The following is a 17,458-nucleotide window of genomic DNA, read 5'->3' as shown; positions in this document are numbered from 1 at the left end:
GGGCGCGTGTGCTTGCTGAGTGGTCGCGTAGCCGGGCACAGAGCCCGGCTTATGTTCAAATAGCATGACAGCTTACGGAAGCGATAATTTTATTACCACCCATATTACCCATAATCAAATCGAGTAATTTTCGGTATTCCTCCCGGGTAATCACTTCAACCCGAATTTCGGTGGTTCCTTCTGTTTTCGCTGCCGTTGAATAAATGGCTTTCAGACTTAACGTCAGCTCTTGTGCCATTTTGACGACATTCTGACGCACGGCATCTTCATGCTCATCATTACAGGTCACTTTCAGAACATAGCATTTTTCGCCTTCGTGAAGCGCGGGGAGTTGATTAATCCGCTGTGCCGCTTCGCGAAGCAATATGTTAGCACAAAGGATAATTAAACTTGCCATCGCGGCATTCCAGAATTGGCCTAATCCGCATAGAACACCGATTCCGGCCGAACACCACAGCGTTGCCGCAGTATTCAGACCCCGAATATTCATCCCTTCACGCATAATGACACCTGCGCCGAGAAATCCAATCCCGGAGACGATCTGTGCCGCGATGCGCCCGGGGCTATCGGGTGACGTCGATACGGAACTTAAAATAAACACTGCCGCGCCTGTAGCAACCAGTGCATTGGTACGAAGCCCGGCCATACGCTGGCGCCATTGTCTTTCTGCGCCAATAATTGCGCCCAGCAGCATTGCTGCGAGCAGATGAGAGATATAAGGGAACATCAGCCTGTCGCCTGTTTACGTTATTAAATACTAAACGTCAGTGCTAAAGCACAATATGACGTCATTTAAATACTACGTATTTTCAGAGCGATGGTGGCGGAAAGAGTGAATGTGTAAACATGAACATAGCGATTACCCACATTTATAGCGGTTCTTAATGTACCGGGATGCAATCGCGTTGAAGAGATTGCTGCCCACCGTTCAGGTAAGCAGCGGGAAATCGCACTAGCTTACCTTCGTATCATATATAAGGTGACTTTCCAACGAAGGACTCCTGTGTAAATTTATCGCCAGTATAATAAGGCTTGATAATGAGTAAAGCGAAAAAACAACGTTCGTTATGAATTGTTTAAGTTCGGGAAAAAGTTTTTTATATGTCATCTCATTTTCACCGATACCCGGTATACTCCATTGTGTTTTTAACAGGCATGTACTATGCAAAGGAAGGCAGTATGTCTCTTCGTTCACTGCGGGCGCTATGCCTGACAAGTTTTTTCATTGCAGATGTCCGCGATGGTCTCGGCCCTTTTCTCGGTATTTTTCTGACCGAACGCCACTGGACCCCCGATGATATCGGCATATTGATGACGGCCGGAGGGCTGGCGGGATTACTGGCCACGTTGCCGGCGGGATTCATCACCGATACCTCGCGCAGTAAGCGGTCCGTGTTGGCGCTGGTGTGCCTGCTCATCACCCTCAGTACGCTCCTGCTCTGGTTTAGCCAGCAAAGCGGTGTTGTTGCCGTTTCGCAAATTGTCAGCGGTATCTGTGCGGCGTTTGTGGGGCCGCTGATCGCCGGGATAACGCTTGGGCTGACCGGCCAGAGCGGGTTCAGTGCGCAGATGGGCAAAAATGAGGCGTTTAATCATGCGGGTAACTTTATGACCGCCCTGATAGCTGGCGGCATCGCCTGGTACTGGGGCGTGGGCGGGATTTTCCTGCTGATGACCTGCACGACGCTGCTCACGCTCTGCGCGCTGTTTGTCATTCGCAATAAGGATATCGATAACAACACCGCGCGAGGGTTGTCATCTTCAGTGAAGCAACCGGTTCCCGGTTTTGCAGTGTTGCTTAAAAAACGAGCGCTTTTTGTTACCGGGCTGACGCTTCTGCTGTTCCATCTGGCGAACGCGGCACTGCTGCCAATGCTGAGTATGAGGGTTGCCGCAGCACCTGCCTCGATCAACCCCGGTTTGTACGCGGCTGGCACCGTCATCATTTCTCAGGCCGTGATGATCCCCGTCGCCATCTGGGTCGCACACCGAACAGAACGCTACGGTTACTGGCGCTTAATTATGCTGGCGCTGCTGGTTATGCCAGTACGCGCGGCGCTGGCGGCATCCACCGATGCGCCGTTAATGATGATCCCGGTTCAAATTCTCGATGGACTGGCCGCCGGGATCCTGGGTGTCGTGGTACCGTCGTTTATTGTGGTGCTGTTGCGCGGCAGTGGTCACGTCAATGCCGGGCAGAGTGTGGTGATGTTGATGCAGGGGATTGGAGCATCCATGAGTCCAGCGTTAACTGGCACGATCGCCGGTCATTACTCATTTGCGACGGCATTCAGCGTACTGAGCGCGATTGCCCTGATGGCCGTCTTGCTCTGGTGGCGCTTTGCTCATCGGTCATGGGAAACTAACCGAGCGCCGGACAGCGTGTAGATTTTTGGCCGGGCAGGACGTCGCCCACCCGGCACAGGTGGTTTACACTATCGCGTTAGGGCAGTCTTCACCCTTTTCCAACTGCTGCAAATTCCCCAGTGTGGTTTCCGAAATGCTGATCAACGCTTCGGCAGTCAGAAACGCCTGGTGTCCAGTGAACAGAACGTTATGGCATGCGGAAAGGCGACGGAAGACGTCATCCTGAATCACATCATTAGACTTGTCTTCAAAGAACAGATCGCGTTCGTTTTCATACACGTCCATCCCCAGCGCACCGATTTTCTGCGTTTTCAGCGCTTCGATGGCAGCCTGAGAGTCAATCAACCCGCCGCGGCTGGTGTTGATGATCATCACGCCATCTTTCATCTGGTCAAATGCTGCCTGGTTGAGCAGGTGGTAGTTTTCCGGTGTCAGCGGGCAGTGCAGGGAGATCACGTCAGACTGTGATAACAGGGTTGACAGGTCGACATATTCCACGCCCAGTTCCAGCGCAGCAGCGCTTGGGTAGGGATCAAATGCCAGCAGACGCATGCCAAAGCCCTTCAGAATACGCAGGGCGGCGACGCCAATTTTACCGGTGCCGATCACGCCGGCGGTTTTGCCGTACATGGTAAAGCCGGTCAGCCCTTCTAGCGAGAAGTTAGCATCACGGGTGCGCTGATAGGCGCGGTGAATACGACGGTTCAGGGACATCATCATGCCAATCGCATGTTCCGCGACCGCTTCCGGTGAGTACGCCGGCACGCGAACCACCTTCAACCCCAACTCTTTCGCCGCGTCGAGATCCACATTATTGAAGCCCGCGCAGCGCAGGGCGACGTACTTTACGCCCTGTTTTTTCAACTCTTCTAGCACCGGACGACTGCCGTCATCATTCACAAAAATGCAGACGCCTTCGCAGCCGTGTGCCGTTTTGGCGGTTTTTTCGGACAGCAGAAAGTCGAAAAATTCAAGCTCAAACCCGTAAGCCTCGTTAACATGTTGCAGATACTTTTTGTCGTACTGCTTTGTGCTATATACCGCGAGTTTCATAAGACTTTCTCCAGTGATTTTGCATTCACGTTAGCATGATTAAAATTATCTTACAATTTCTAAAATATTATTGAATTCAATAAGTTCTATCAATTATTCTAGAGCATCTATCCTTAAAAATGGCATTCCCTTCAACTGACTGGCTAAACATGCGACAATGATCGGCAATGTCGGCTTAATTCTTTCGCTAAATCAGGATATTAACTGCCCATGAAGGGTAAATACAAAGCCGCAATTGCGCTTTTACTGCTGTTCATTCTCTTGCCGCTGACGCTGCTGATGACGCTCGCCCAGTGGGTTCCGACACTTGCCGGTATCTGGCTGCCTGTCGGGACACGTATCGCTTTTGAACAAAGCCCCAAAATCACCCGTCACGCACTGGTCATTCCCGATATTCGCTATCTGGTTGAAGACTGTGAAATCGCCCGGGTCGATAACGTGACGCTGTCACGTCCAAGCCGCTGGAAACTGGATATCGGCGCGCTTGAGCTTAATTCCGTGTGTTTCAACAAAATCCCTCAGTCTGCGCCATCAACGGTTGCCCCCAAAACGCTGGCCCAGTGGCAGGCGGTTTTGCCAAAGACCTGGATCACCGTTCATCGTCTGACGCTCTCGCCCTGGCAACAATGGCAAGGCGAACTTCATGCCTCGCTGACGCCCGCTATCCAGGAGATAACCTATAAAGGCGAGCAGGTTAGTATTAAAGGGAAACTTCGTGGACAGATGCTTTCAGTGAGTCAGTTCGATGTGCAGCTTCCCGATCAGCCTCAACCCATAAAACTGGTGGGCGAGTTCACTCTGCCTCTGGTTCCTGATGGCGTGCCAGTTAAAGGCCACGCGGTCGCGACCTTTAACGTGCCACAGCTTACCTCGCTGGTCGATGCCGATCTGGACTGGGAGGAAAATCAGGGGCAATTGCTGGTAATGGCGCGGGATAAGCCCGATCCTCTACTTGATTTGCCATGGCAAATCACGGCACAACAGCTGAACATCAGCGACGGGCGCTGGAACTGGAACCTTTCCGGTATGCCGATGAGTGGTCGCGTCGGTCTTCGTGTGGATAACTGGCAGCAGGGGCTGGAGAAAGCCACCTTTACCGGACGCCTCAATGTCCTGACTCACGGTGATGCCGGGAAGGGTAACGCCGTGCTAAATCTTGGACCGGGCAGGCTCAGCCTGGAAAACAGCGACATGCCGCTTCATCTGAGCGGGGAAGCCAAACAGGACGACCTGGTGCTTTACGCCAAACTCCCGGCCAGACTAACCGGCGGCCTGAACGATCCTCAACTCGCCTTTGAGCCGGGAGCGTTACTGCGCTCGCGCGGTCGCATCATTGATTCGCTGGATATCGACGAAATCCGCTGGCCACTGGCGGGCGTCAAGCTCACGCCAAAAGGTGTCGATGGACGTTTACAGGCGATCCTGCGGGCGCATGAAAACGAAATGGGCGATTTTGAGCTCCACCTGGACGGTCAGGCCAACGACTTTTTACCCGACAACGGTCTGTGGCAGTGGCGCTACTGGGGAAAAGGGGGCTTTACGCCGATGAATGCGCGCTGGGATGTCGCCGGGAAAGGCGAATGGCGTGATAACCTCATTGAGCTAACTGCGCTCTCCACCGGTTTTGACAAACTCCAGTACGGCACCATGGAGGTCAGCAAGCCACGTCTGGTGCTGGATCAACCGGTGCGCTGGTTCCGTGACCCCGAAAAACCCACCTTCAGCGGCGCGCTGGCGCTCAATGCGGGACAAACCCGCTTCTCCGGCGGCAGCGTGTTACCACCGTCGGTACTGACCTTTAGCGTCGACGGGACAGACCCAACGATTTTCCAGTTCAAGGGCGACCTCCATGCAGACAAAATTGGCCCGGTACAGGTGAATGGTCGATGGGATGGGGAGCGTCTTCGCGGGCAGGCCTGGTGGCCAAAACAGTCGCTTACCGTATTTCAGCCGCTGATCCCGCCAGACTGGAAAATGACGCTGCGTGACGGAGAACTCTATGCGCAGGTCGCCTTCTCGGCGGCAGCCGATCAGGGCTTTGAAGCAGGTGGGCACGGCGTGCTGAAGTCTGGTAGTGTTTGGATGCCGGATAACCAGATCAATGGCGTCGATTTTGTGCTGCCGTTCCGCTTCAGCGAAGGGACCTGGTCCCTGGGCACGCGCGGCCCGGTAACGTTGCGCATAGATGAAGTGGAAAACCTGGTAACCGCGAGAAATATCACGGCGGATCTCCAGGGGGACTACCCCTGGACCGAGGAAAACCCGCTCCTGCTCACCAACGTGAAGGTGGAAACCCTCGGCGGGAAAATCACCATGCAGCAGCTGAGGATGCCGCAACACGATCCGGCCCTGCTGCGCGTAGACAATATCTCTTCCAGCGAACTGATTAGCGCCGTCAATCCGAAACAGTTTGCCATGTCAGGCCCGGTAAGCGGGGCGCTACCGTTCTGGCTGGACAATGAAAAATGGATCATCAAAGATGGCTGGCTGAGCAACCCCGGGCCCATGACGCTGCGTATCGACAAAGATACTGCAGATGCCATTGTGAACGATAATATGGTCGCGGGTGCCGCGATTAACTGGCTCCGCTATATGGAAATTTCGCGTTCGTGGACGAGAATCAATTTAGATAACCTGGGGCAATTAACCATGCAGGCCACCATCAAGGGGACCAGTCGTGTCGATGGTAAAAGCAGCACCGTCAACCTGAACTATACCCATGACGAGAATGTCTTTACCCTCTGGCGCAGCCTGCGTTTTGGAGACAACCTGCAAACCTGGTTTGAGCAACACGCGGCGATACCCGGTCCCCGCAGTTCGACTGGCAAGGAAAGTGAGGAACAACAATGAAAAAGATGGCTGGTGTACTCACCGTTGCCGTTGCTGCGCTACTGAGTGGCTGTACGCCGCGTATTGAAGTCGCGGCACCGAAAGAGCCGATTACCATCAATATGAATGTCAAAATCGAACATGAGATCCACATTAAGGTCGATAAAGACGTTGAAACTCTGCTGAAATCGCGTAGCGATCTGTTCTGAGGACGCCATGAAACGATTAGCTCTGATTTTACTGGCACTGGGGATGAACGTGCAGGCGGCTGCGCTCACCTTAAATGATGCCCGGGCGCAGGGGCGTGTAGGGGAAACCCTGAGCGGGTATCTTGCCCCGATCCAACAGGATGCGGAAACGCTGGCGTTGGTTAACCGTATCAATGCGGCGCGCACGGAAAACTACCAGAAGCTGGCTGACAGCAATAATTTACCGGTCGATGAAGTGGCGAAAATGGCGGGACAAAAACTGGTTGCCCGTGCTCAACCCGGCGAGTATGTGAAGGGCATTAACGGAAAATGGCTGAAAAAATAGTTAGCGGTAGCGCTTGCGGTATTCACCTGGCGAGACGCCAAAACGCTGCTTAAACGCCGTGGAAAAATGGCTATGGTCGGTAAATCCCCAGCTGTAGCCAATCCCCGCCAGCTTTTCGTCATCACTGGTAGAGCGTAGCACCTGCGCGCACAGATCCAGACGACGGTTTTTAATGTACTGCGCCACCACCAGCCCTTTTTCGGCAAACATGCGGTAGAGGCTGCGCACGGACATACCGCTTTCGGCGGCAATCCATTCCGGGCGCAGAGATTCAGACTGAATATGATCGTCGATCAGCGCCACCACATGCTGGAACTGGCGTTCCTTACGCGGCTGAATCAACTCGCGTTGCTGGAAAGCGGGGCGCAGCAGGCAGACCATCGCTTCGAGCGCAGCTTCACTCTCCCGGTCACTCAGATCGGCATTGTTCATACTGTCCATTAACAGACGATGACTCAGCTGTACCGTTGGCAACGAACGGGAAAGGATGAGCGCGCAGTTGATCTCCTGAAACCGACACTGCTGTTCAATAATCTGACGGGGTACCAGTAGTGAAATCTGGCGGGATTTTTCCTGCCAGTTGATTGAGCAGGGACGTGATGCGTCAAGCAGCGTGATATCACCGGTTTTTAGCACAGAGCGCCGGTCATCCTGTTCAATTTCCGCGCTGCCTTCAAGCTGGAACACGGTATAGAACCAGGCATCATTACTTTGTGTGATCTCCTGTCGGGAGCGGAACAGATTCACGCCGCCTGCGGTAACGGTACTGAGCTTCAGGCTGCGCGCGTAGCTGGTTTCCAGTTCGCCGAAGAATTTTCCCTCCAGAGGACGCGCGTTAAAGCGCCCGCAAACCTGGTTAATTTGCGCCAGCCACTGCTGATACTGTTCCTGCTCGCTTGCACACGCCATCGTTTCTCTCACTGCGCCGTCAACGTTTTCACATTGTTGCATTTGTGTTGCATTTTGTCAGAGCTATGAGGCTGACTATAGGAAAGAACACTCACCGGGAACAGCGATATAAGGCGGAATTATCACGATTTGCGGAGCCTGTCACAGGTGGCAAAGCGAATGTCACACAGACAAAAGCGAGAATGCGAAACCCCTCTTAGACTGGATCAACACCCGACGAATAATAACGAAGGAGTACCCTATGTCTGAATCACTGGTGGCAATCCAACCTGCTGTGCAGCAGTTTTTAGACCGACATCATGGCCTGTGGATCGAAGGGCGTCAGGCCGCATCAGACAGTGAAAAACGGCTGAATGTCTACAACCCGGCCACGGGCGAGGTGATTGCCTCGACTGCCGATGCCAGCGTTGACGATGTTGACCGTGCCGTGATGTCCGGCTGGCGCGCGTTTGTTGCCCGCAGCTGGGCCGGAAAATTACCGGCGGAACGCGAGCGGATCTTGCTCCATTTTGCCGATCTGGTTGAGCAGCACAGTGAGGAGCTGGCTCAGCTTGAAACGCTGGAGCAGGGCAAATCCATTAACATTTCCCGTGCTTTTGAAGTTGGCTGCACCCTGAACTGGATGCGCTATACCGCCGGGTTGACCACCAAAATCGCGGGCAAAACGCTGGACCTCTCCATCCCATTACCACAGGGGGCACGCTATCAGGCCTGGACGCGCAAAGAGCCGGTTGGCGTGGTGGCCGGAATTGTACCCTGGAACTTCCCGCTGATGATCGGGATGTGGAAAGTGATGCCTGCGCTGGCAGCGGGCTGTTCCATTGTGATTAAACCCTCAGAAACCACGCCGCTGACCATGCTGCGCGTGGCGGAACTGGCCAGCGAAGCGGGCATCCCGGACGGGGTGTTCAACGTGGTTACCGGGAGCGGCGCGGTGTGTGGCGCAGCGTTGACCTCGCATCCGCACATTGCGAAAGTGAGCTTTACCGGTTCAACGGCAACGGGTAAGCAAATTGCCCGCACAGCGGCGGACACGTTAACCGGGGTGACCCTGGAACTGGGCGGGAAAAACCCGGCCATCGTGTTGAAAGATGCCGACCCTGCCTGGGTGATCGAAGGTCTGATGACCGGCAGCTTCCTGAACCAGGGACAGGTCTGTGCAGCGAGTTCCCGTATCTATATTGAAGCGCCGCTGTTTGACACGCTGGTCAGCGGGTTTGAACATGCGGTGAAATCGTTAAGCGTCGGGCCGGGCATGTCGCCGGAAGCCTTTATTAACCCGCTGGTTTCGCGTGCGCATTGCGACAAGGTGCAGACTTTCCTCGATGAAGCGAAGTCCCGTCATGCGGAACTGATCACCGGTAACCGTGGCCCGGAAGGTAAAGGCTATTATGTTTCACCAACGCTGGTGGTGAACCCGGATGCCGCGCTGAGGCTCACTCGTGAAGAGGTATTTGGCCCGGTGGTCAACCTGGTGCGAGTGGCCGATGGAGAAGAAGCCCTACAGCTGGCAAACGACACCGAGTATGGCCTTACGGCCAGCGTCTGGACGCAGAATATCAGCAAGGCGCTGGAATATACCGACAGGCTGCAGGCGGGTACCGTCTGGGTAAACAGCCACACGCTGATCGACGCTAACCTGCCGTTCGGCGGGATGAAACAGTCTGGCACCGGACGTGACTTTGGCCCGGACTGGCTGGACGGCTGGTGCGAAACGAAGTCGGTGTGTGTGCGGTATTAAAAAACAAGCCGGGTGGCGGCTACGCCTCACCCGGCTTTATTATCGCGACCACCGATCCCGCCCGGCCTCTTTCGCCCGATACAACGCCGCGTCAGCCCGGGCAATGATCTCGGGACCCGCCAGACCGTCTTCCATCCCTGCAATCCCCATACTGGCGGTGACAACCCCGCTAACCTTCGAGCCACTGTGCGGTATCGCGGCGGAATGCAGCTCTTCCTGAATGCGTAAAGCAACCTGTTCTGCCATGTTCTCAGGGCAGTCAAACAGGATCACCACAAACTCTTCACCACCGTAGCGAGAAACAACGTCGTGAGGTGTACGTACTGACTTTTTCAGCACCTGCGCTACCTGCGCCAGGCAGTCGTCACCCGCCTGGTGGCCATAAGTGTCGTTGTAAAGTTTGAAATAATCGACATCCAGCATAATCAGCGAGAAGGCTTTTTTCTGATCAACCGCGTTTTCCAGCACGGTCTCCATGGCCCGGCGGTTTGCCGTCTGGGTTAATGCATCCAGATGCGCCAGCGCGTCCAGCCGCAGAATGAGTCGCTGATTCTGTTGGTTACGTCGCCAGGCTTCTTCAAACCAGCTCAGGAGGATAAAACGTCCGCAGATGAGGATCAGCGTAAAGACAGCCCAGAGCACTGCGAAGCGAATGTTAATCCCTTGATTGAGCATAAAACTGGATACAGGAAGAGCTATCCAAAGAGGGGACACAAAAGATAGCAATCCGGATGGGTGAAAATAGAGCGCGGTCATCCCCGCCAGGATCAGAATAACGAAAATTGGCCATGCGTGCGGAATTTGCACTTCGCTTATGAGCCAGTAACCACACATCGACCAGAGGAGGCTACAGGTGAACAACACCACGCTGATACCTGCTATACGCCGCCAGGCCATAATAATCAGGGCTGATGAAAGGATAATGACACCCAACATTGACGCATCAACCATCAGCGAGAGCTGTTTTGACGTACTTGTCATGCCGTCAATGTTGCCGAACAAAACGTTGCGCAGCAGGATCATCAGCGCAAAGCTCAGGTTCACAAAAGCCAGCCACGGCAGGTTCATTGCCAGGCCGTGGCGCACCATGGATTGTCGGGTGGGCCAGGTTGCTAGTTCGGGTGTGTAATTTTTTCTTTTTTCCATAAAGGTTGTTTACCCGTCCGGGGGCGTGAAGGTGAGATATCATTAACTATAAGCAGGCTGGATGAATCATCAAAATGAAAGGCAAAAAAAACCGGGCATTACGCCCGGGTGGTGATTATTTCTGTTCGTCTTTCTTCTTACCAAGCGTCGGCGTCTCGTCAAAGAAGTTCCACGGTTTGAGCAGAGTATGTACCCATTCCGTTGGCATGATCGGCCACTCTTCCGCGCGGGCGACGTGGGTCGTCCCGGTGGTCATCCAGACGACATCATCCTGGTTGTTCAGCGACTCGTTATCTTTGCTGTATTGTCCCAGGCCCGTATCGTGGATTGACCGGTTAGGGAATTTACCTTCCGGGTAGAGTTCTTCCGGATGATAACGGGTGACCCACAGTTGTTTATCCATAAAGCTCAGTCGGTGGTAAATCCACTCGTCCGGGGCAAATTTCGCGCCAGTCGCTACCGGGTGTGTACCGCCCGCGTACGGGATAATCTGGTACGAGACCGGGTTGCCCATACGGTTCTCTTTGCTGGTATTGCTTAACAAGCGAATGGTGCCCGGGTCGAATTTCTGTGCCGCCTGCTGCTCGGTATCAATATCGTACTGATTGATCTGCATGGTGCTGGTGCGCGGGCCACCGGCGGTATTCGGTTTCACTTCCGGATCCATCGCCACCAGTTTGTTGTTGATGCCATCCACATCCATATCAAGACGGAAGTTATAGATATGCTGGTGAGTGGTGCCCACGATGTTGTGATCGATAAGGGTGCCGTATTTAGTGTCGTCTTTGGCGGTGGCGTCATGCATGGTTTTCGCCTGTACGCCTTTCACTGCTTCAATACCCGTCGCACCGGCATCAATCCCAATAGTGCCATTTTCATGGAATACCCAGTCGAAGATGTAATCGTAGTTACCGACAGTACTCACCCAACGTACCACCAGTTCACGACGCTCGGTGCTGACGTTTGGCTGTCCCATCTCCTGATGCTTATATTCCGGCCCGGCGTAGCGTTCGAAAATGGCGATTGCGCGCGGGATCTCCATTGGCGCACCGGTGTAATCCGGGATCGTTTCATTGAGCATCACGGCGTTAGACGGCACGTCTTTACCCCGCACCAGCGGAGAGGTCAGGGTGCCCATGCCATAGTCGCCGGAATCCAGATAGGCTTTGAAATACCAGCCCACGTCCGGGTCGCCGTAAGGGACGATCATGCCACCTAAGGAGCCCTGATACATAACCTGGCGCTTTTTGCCGTTATCGTTGTACGTCACAGTCGAAATCATCGGGCCGACGCGGGAATCCAGGCTCAGGTGAAAATCCCAGTTCTGCCAGTGCACCATATCACCGGTAATGGTGTAGTTCTTGCCTTCTGGCTCAACGATCTCAAGAGGCTTTTTCGCTGTTTCGATACGGTCACGTCCGTCATACGGACGCGGAGCCATGGGAACCGGAATAACAGCACCTTCTTCAATTTTCTGGATTTTTTTCTGCTCAAGGTCGACTACGGCCACCAGGTTCTCAATTGGATGCGCCCAGTAGTTGCCGTCACCGACGTCCAGGTAGCTGACCACTTTCAGCAGGCGATCTTCCTGCTTCAGGCCGTCTTTACCGTCGAAATAGCCGACAGTCAGCGGCGTGGTAATCACTTTCTTCGTATCGGTGATACCGTGTTTTTTAAGCACCTCTGCAAACTCAGTGCTCTCGTTGATGATCTGCTGAACCGCGGTGAAGTCATCCAGCAGCACCATACCGTGTGCGTCTTTTACCGGTTCCCAGCTCAGGATCTTTTTGTCCTTCAGATCCACCCGGCTTTCGATGACGTGCTTCCCGTCGAGCATAACCACGTTCGCCTGGCGGGGAGAATCCACTGCCGTACCGTTAAGCACAAAGTCCCACACTTTGGTCTTATCTGGCTCAGCAAGGGCAATCTGGGTAAAACGGGTATTCGGTTTGAAATCCGCAGAGGTTTTGACGATCTCTACGGCTTGTTTGATTTCGTCAGCCGTTAGCGCGTTTAACGGGTGAGGGCGTTTTTCAACCTGGAAGGTCTGGTCGAGGCCTGACTGGAAAACGTCGTTGATAAAGGTGTCAGAGATAAAGGCCTTTTTGCCTTTCATCACCACCGGTACCTGCAGCTTGAGGGTTTTGCCGTTGACGATAGCGGTTTTCGCCCCCGGTTTGACCTTCACAAAGGCACCGTCTTTCGCAATGGTGAACATTTGTGCGTAATCATCCCACTGGACATCCGCGCCGAAGTCCTGCAGCGTTTTGTCCATCGGGACCATATGCGCCTCGCTGCCGTGAGCGAAAACAGGGGATTGCCAGGCGCAACACAGCGCAACAGCCATAGCCAGTGCCGTTCTACGGGCAGAAAAAGAAGAATTGCTTCCCATCGTAGACCTCATCTTGTTGTGTTTATTGTGTGGTGACAGCCTTATCCTGACAGGCGCCTGAGAAAAGCGTTTGCCTGCATCTGCCAGATTATTTGTCAGTCTTGCCAGGTTAAAAAAAGACCGGGGTGGCATCACACCCCGGTCAACGTGCGAGAGAGAAAAGTGTCAGGCGTCACCCTGCTGGCGCGCCACCAGCGTCAGAATAGAGTAGAGCGCCACGGCCTGTTGATGCTGGTTAAAAATCTCAACGGCCCACTCCACCACACCCGTCGGTTTTTCCTCGGCGGTGCGTTGTTTCTTCAGCGTTTTACGTTTGCAGGTCAGACGCACCTGAATGGTATCGCCCGGTTTAACCGGTTCGATAAAGCGCAGGTTTTCCATGCCGTAGTTGGCAATCACCGGCCCGACCCCCGCATCAACGAACAATCCCGCTGCGGCGGAAATCAGGAAATAACCGTGGACCACGCGTTCGCCAAAGATTGACTCTGCCGCGCCGATCTTGTCCATGTGCGCGTAGAAGTGGTCGCCGCTCAGGCAGGCAAAATTCACGATATCTGCTTCTGTGAGCGTGCGACGCGGCGTCAGCAGGCTGTCGCCCGGCTGCAACTCCTCGAAATATTTACGGAACGGATGAACGCGATCTTCCTGCACGTCAGCACCGCGCACCCACTGTTTGCCAATGGCAGCCAGCATGGATGGACTGCCCTGAATGGCGGTACGCTGCAGATAGTGCTTCACTGCGCGCAGGCCGCCCAGCTCTTCACCGCCGCCCGCGCGACCCGGACCACCGTGGACCAGTTGAGGAAGCGGAGAACCGTGGCCGGTAGACTCTTTCGAGGATTCCTCATTGAGGACCTGAATACGTCCGTGAGCGCGTGCCGCGCCGGCAATAAACTGGCGTGCGGTTGCCAGATCCGCAGTGACCAGCGTCCCGGCCAGGCTTCCGCCGCCCGCGCGGGCAAGCTGCATCGCGTGGGCTGCATTGCGATACGGCATCAGGGTCGCAACCGGACCAAAGGCTTCAGTCGCGTGAACTGCCGGTGTTTCATCCGGCTGCGGACAGAACAGCAGGGTCGGTGGGAAGAAGGCGCCAGCAGCCTGCAAATCCGCTTTGCCACCCAGACGGATCTCACAGCCTGCGGCAACCAGCTGATCCACTTTCTCCTGAACGTCTGCACGTTGTTCGCTGTTCACCAGCGCGCCCATTTTTACCCCTTCCTGCGCCGGGTCACCCACCACGACTTTTTCAAGACGCGCAATCAGTGCCTGACTGACGGCATCGAGCTGGCTTTGCGGGACGATAATCCGGCGAATGGCCGTACATTTCTGTCCGGCTTTGGCGGTCATTTCACGGACCACTTCCCGAATGAACAGGGCAAATTCTGGCTGTTCCGGGGTGACGTCTTCCCCCAGCACGCAGCAGTTCAGTGAGTCAGCTTCCATGGTGAACGGAATGGAATTCGCCACAATATTTGGGTGCACACGCAGGCTTTGACCGGTACTGGCGGAGCCGGTAAACGTCACCACGTCCTGGCTGTCGAGATGATTCAGCAGATCCCCTGCGCCACCGCAGATCAGACTGATGGCACCGTCCGGCACCAGGCCGCTGTCAATGATGGATTTCACCATCGCCTGGGTCACCTGCGCTGTGGCGGTAGCGGGTTTGATGATGGCAGGCATCCCGGCGAGCCAGGTGGGTGCCAGTTTTTCCAGCATACCCCAGCACGGGAAGTTAAAAGCGTTGATATGGACCGCCACGCCTGATTTTGACGTCAGGACATGGCGTGCAGCAAAACCACCTTCCTTCGACAGAGGGATCAACTCATCCTCAGGCCACAGTGTGTCATCCGGCAGTTCGCGGCTGCCCAGGCTGGCATAGGTGAAGAGGGTACCGATACCGCCTTCAATATCCACCCAGCTGTCTGCCTTTGTCGCCCCGGTCTGGGCAGACAGGGCATAAAACGTCTCTTTCTGACTAAGCAGATGTTTCGCTACCGCCTTCAGCATGGCAGCGCGTTCGATAAAGGTCATTTTGTGAAGAGCTTCGCCGCCACGCTCAATGGCATAGCGACGGGCGGCCGCCATATCCAGCCCTTCGCTGGTCACGCTCCACAGCGCTTCGCCACTGATGGCGTGATGAATAGTGCGTTCGCGGCCCCGGCCAGACTGCCAGGTACCGGACAAGAAGCTGGCTAACTGCTGCATCGCTTATCTCCAAATGTTACGAAAATTCACTATTAATAGTTTGATCGTGAATCATAAAAATCAAGCTGAGTTTTAATGAATTGTTAACAATGTGATCCAGTCTGATGAAGTTCAGTACGCAAACGCCCGGACTGTCGGGTGCGCTGCAAAAGCCTTGCGAGCGACATCACAAAACAAGGAAACAATTCTTGGGGTTATATTTAACCTTTGTGTAACTTTTAAAAAAACAAAGTGATTCAACATTTCGCTTTAGATTGCAAACTAACGAATCATAAAGGTGATGACGTGACGCAAGAACAACGGTTTGAGCAGCGCATAGCGCAGGAGACGGCGATAGAACCCCAGGACTGGATGCCTGAGGCCTACCGCAAGACGTTGATCCGCCAGATTGGTCAGCATGCGCACTCCGAAATTGTCGGCATGCTGCCCGAAGGTAACTGGATCACCCGCGCACCGACGTTGCGTCGTAAAGCGATCCTGCTGGCGAAAGTACAGGACGAAGCCGGACACGGTTTGTACCTGTATAGCGCGGCAGAAACGCTGGGCTGCGCGCGGGAAGACATCTACCAGAAGATGCTCGACGGCAAGATGAAATACTCCTCCATCTTCAACTACCCAACCCTGAGCTGGGCCGATATCGGCGTGATCGGCTGGCTGGTGGACGGTGCTGCCATCGTTAACCAGGTGGCGCTGTGCCGGACCTCCTACGGTCCGTATGCCCGGGCGATGGTGAAAATCTGTAAAGAAGAGAGCTTCCACCAGCGCCAGGGCTTTGAGGCCTGCATGGCGCTGGCGCAGGGGAGCGAGGCCCAGCGTCACATGCTGCAGGACGCCATCAACCGTTTCTGGTGGCCGGCACTGATGATGTTCGGACCGAACGATGACAACTCGCCGAACAGCGCCCGTAGTCTGGCGTGGAAAATCAAGCGCTTCGGCAATGACGAACTCCGCCAGCGTTTTGTCGACAACACCATTCCCCAGGTGGAGATGCTCGGCATGACGGTGCCCGATCCCGACCTGCGTTTTGACGACGAGAGTGGTCATTACCGTTTCGGCGAGATCGACTGGCAGGAATTTGAAGAGGTGATTAACGGGCGTGGCATCTGTAACCACGAACGTCTGGCCGCCAAACGCAAAGCCTGGGAAGAGGGGGCGTGGGTGCGTGAAGCTGCACTGGCGCACGCAGAAAAACAACATGCCCGCAAAGTGGCTTGAGAGGAATCACGATGAGTAATGTCTACTGGCCGCTGTACGAAGTCTTCGTACGTAGCAAACAAGGTTTGTCCCACCGTCACGTGGGAAGTCTGCATGCCGCTGACGATCGCATGGCGCTGGAAAATGCGCGTGATGCATACACCCGCCGCAGCGAAGGGTGCTCCATCTGGGTGGTCAAGGCGAGCGAGATTATCGCTTCCCAGCCGGAAGAGAGCGGCGAGTTCTTCGACCCGGCGGAAAGCAAGGTCTACCGCCACCCGACGTTTTACACCATCCCTGATGGCATTGAGCACATGTGAGGTTGGGGATGAAAACAGTCACTGCATATGCCCTGCGTCTGGGCGACAACGGTCTGGTGCTTTCGCAGCGTCTCGGCGCCTGGTGCGGTCACGCACCGGAGCTGGAGATCGACCTCGCGCTGGCCAATATCGGTCTCGACCTGCTGGGCCAGGCGCGCAATTTCCTGACCTATGCCGCGGAGCTGGAAGGCCAGGGCGATGAAGACACGCTGGCATTTGGGCGTGACGAGCGTCAGTTCCGCAATTTACTGCTGGTGGAGCAGCCGAACGGTAACTTCGCCGACACGATTGCCCGTCAGTACCTGATGGATGCCTGGAATGTGGCGCTGTATGAACGTCTGGCGCACAGCAGCGACAGCCAGCTTGCCGCCATTGCCGCAAAAGCCATTAAAGAGGCGCGCTACCACCTGCGCTTTAGCCGTGGCTGGCTGGTGCGCCTGGGTGATGGCACCAAAACCTCCGCGCAAAAAATGCAGCAGGCCATCGATAACCTGTGGCGTTTTACGGCGGAGCTGTTTGACGCCGATGACGTTGAGCTGGAGCTGATTACCTCCGGCGTGGCGGTTGACCCGCGCACCTTGCGGCAGCCGTGGGAAAGCGAAGTGTTTGCCGGTCTGGCAGAAGCCAACCTGAAGGTACCCGACGAAGTGGCGTATCGCACCGGGGGCAAGAAAGGGCTACATACCGAACATCTGGGCCCGATGCTGGCGGAAATGCAATATCTCCAGCGCGCGTACCCGGGTCAACAGTGGTAATAGCGGAGGTCAT

General features: G+C 55.0%; 14 protein-coding genes. 8 read left to right on the top strand and 6 right to left on the bottom strand.

Translation table 11 applies throughout. The features are described 5' to 3' along the window. Positions 1 to 55: 55 nt before the first annotated feature. Positions 56 to 727, bottom strand: a complete 672-nt coding sequence (locus WB237_RS06300; RefSeq protein ID WP_336211570.1) for an MgtC family protein — start codon at positions 725 to 727, stop codon at positions 56 to 58. A 452-nt stretch (positions 728 to 1,179) separates the two neighbouring features. Here WB237_RS06300 and WB237_RS06295 point away from each other — a divergent pair, with 452 nt between their 5' ends. Next, a complete protein-coding gene (locus WB237_RS06295; RefSeq protein ID WP_336211568.1) occupies positions 1,180 to 2,388 on the top strand; it encodes an MFS transporter in 1,209 nt (402 codons plus the stop codon). A 42-nt stretch (positions 2,389 to 2,430) separates the two neighbouring features. Here WB237_RS06295 and WB237_RS06290 read toward each other — a convergent pair whose 3' ends face one another. Next, on the bottom strand, positions 2,431 to 3,420 hold the full coding sequence (locus WB237_RS06290) for a 2-hydroxyacid dehydrogenase (RefSeq protein ID WP_336211565.1): 990 nt from the start codon (positions 3,418 to 3,420) through the stop codon (positions 2,431 to 2,433). 210 nt (positions 3,421 to 3,630) lie between these two features. Between WB237_RS06290 and WB237_RS06285 the strand changes: the two genes are divergently transcribed. From WB237_RS06285 to WB237_RS06275, 3 genes are read left to right on the top strand one after another with little or no spacing between them, the layout of a single operon-like run. Beyond that, positions 3,631 to 6,270: a YdbH family protein gene (locus WB237_RS06285; RefSeq protein WP_336211563.1), complete on the top strand. Its 2,640-nt coding sequence runs from the start codon at positions 3,631 to 3,633 to the stop codon at positions 6,268 to 6,270. After that, positions 6,267 to 6,458 carry a YnbE family lipoprotein gene (locus WB237_RS06280; protein WP_114977366.1) on the top strand — a complete coding sequence of 64 codons (192 nt, stop codon included), beginning with the start codon at positions 6,267 to 6,269 and terminating at the stop codon, positions 6,456 to 6,458. The genes WB237_RS06285 and WB237_RS06280 overlap by 4 nt, the downstream gene beginning before the upstream one ends. A 7-nt stretch (positions 6,459 to 6,465) precedes the next feature. Next, positions 6,466 to 6,783 carry a YdbL family protein gene (locus WB237_RS06275; protein ID WP_028017556.1) on the top strand — a complete coding sequence of 106 codons (318 nt, stop codon included), beginning with the start codon at positions 6,466 to 6,468 and terminating at the stop codon, positions 6,781 to 6,783. On the opposite strand, the gene feaR is transcribed toward WB237_RS06275, so the two are convergent. Beyond that, the gene (gene feaR, locus WB237_RS06270) at positions 6,784 to 7,692 is read right to left on the bottom strand and encodes a transcriptional regulator FeaR (protein WP_336213496.1); all 909 of its coding nucleotides are present in this window, start codon (positions 7,690 to 7,692) and stop codon (positions 6,784 to 6,786) included. Positions 7,693 to 7,933: 241 nt separating this feature from the next. Between feaR and WB237_RS06265 the strand changes: the two genes are divergently transcribed. Further along, positions 7,934 to 9,433, top strand: coding sequence for an aldehyde dehydrogenase family protein (locus tag WB237_RS06265; protein WP_336211559.1), 1,500 nt, complete (start codon positions 7,934 to 7,936; stop codon positions 9,431 to 9,433). Between the two features lie 39 nt (positions 9,434 to 9,472). Here the strand turns inward: WB237_RS06265 and WB237_RS06260 are convergent, their stop codons facing one another. The 3 genes from WB237_RS06260 to paaZ form a co-directional block, all read right to left on the bottom strand. Then, complete coding sequence (locus tag WB237_RS06260) at positions 9,473 to 10,579, bottom strand: GGDEF domain-containing protein (protein WP_336211556.1); 1,107 nt, start codon at positions 10,577 to 10,579, stop codon at positions 9,473 to 9,475. 115 nt (positions 10,580 to 10,694) lie between these two features. Further along, entirely contained in the window at positions 10,695 to 12,971 is a 2,277-nt protein-coding gene (tynA, locus tag WB237_RS06255) for a primary-amine oxidase (protein ID WP_336211554.1), read from the bottom strand. A gap of 165 nt (positions 12,972 to 13,136) precedes the next feature. Next, positions 13,137 to 15,176, bottom strand: coding sequence for a phenylacetic acid degradation bifunctional protein PaaZ (gene paaZ, locus WB237_RS06250; protein ID WP_336211551.1), 2,040 nt, complete (start codon positions 15,174 to 15,176; stop codon positions 13,137 to 13,139). A gap of 285 nt (positions 15,177 to 15,461) precedes the next feature. Between paaZ and paaA the strand changes: the two genes are divergently transcribed. Genes paaA through paaC form a run of 3 tightly spaced genes read left to right on the top strand, consistent with a single transcriptional unit; the run spans position 15,462 to position 17,445 of the window. After that, positions 15,462 to 16,391, top strand: a complete 930-nt coding sequence (gene paaA / locus WB237_RS06245) for a 1,2-phenylacetyl-CoA epoxidase subunit PaaA (protein ID WP_336211548.1) — start codon at positions 15,462 to 15,464, stop codon at positions 16,389 to 16,391. Positions 16,392 to 16,402: 11 nt separating this feature from the next. After that, entirely contained in the window at positions 16,403 to 16,690 is a 288-nt protein-coding gene (gene paaB / locus WB237_RS06240; RefSeq protein ID WP_006175064.1) for a 1,2-phenylacetyl-CoA epoxidase subunit PaaB, read from the top strand. 8 nt (positions 16,691 to 16,698) lie between these two features. Next, positions 16,699 to 17,445 carry a 1,2-phenylacetyl-CoA epoxidase subunit PaaC gene (gene paaC / locus WB237_RS06235; protein ID WP_336211542.1) on the top strand — a complete coding sequence of 249 codons (747 nt, stop codon included), beginning with the start codon at positions 16,699 to 16,701 and terminating at the stop codon, positions 17,443 to 17,445. Positions 17,446 to 17,458: the final 13 nt, after the last annotated feature.

The sequence above is a fragment of the Enterobacter sp. P82 genome (genome assembly GCF_037053385.1).
GTDB lineage: Bacteria > Pseudomonadota > Gammaproteobacteria > Enterobacterales > Enterobacteriaceae > Enterobacter.
The sequence above is the reverse complement of the archived record's forward strand: the minus strand, read 5'-3'. Positions and strand labels throughout refer to the sequence as shown.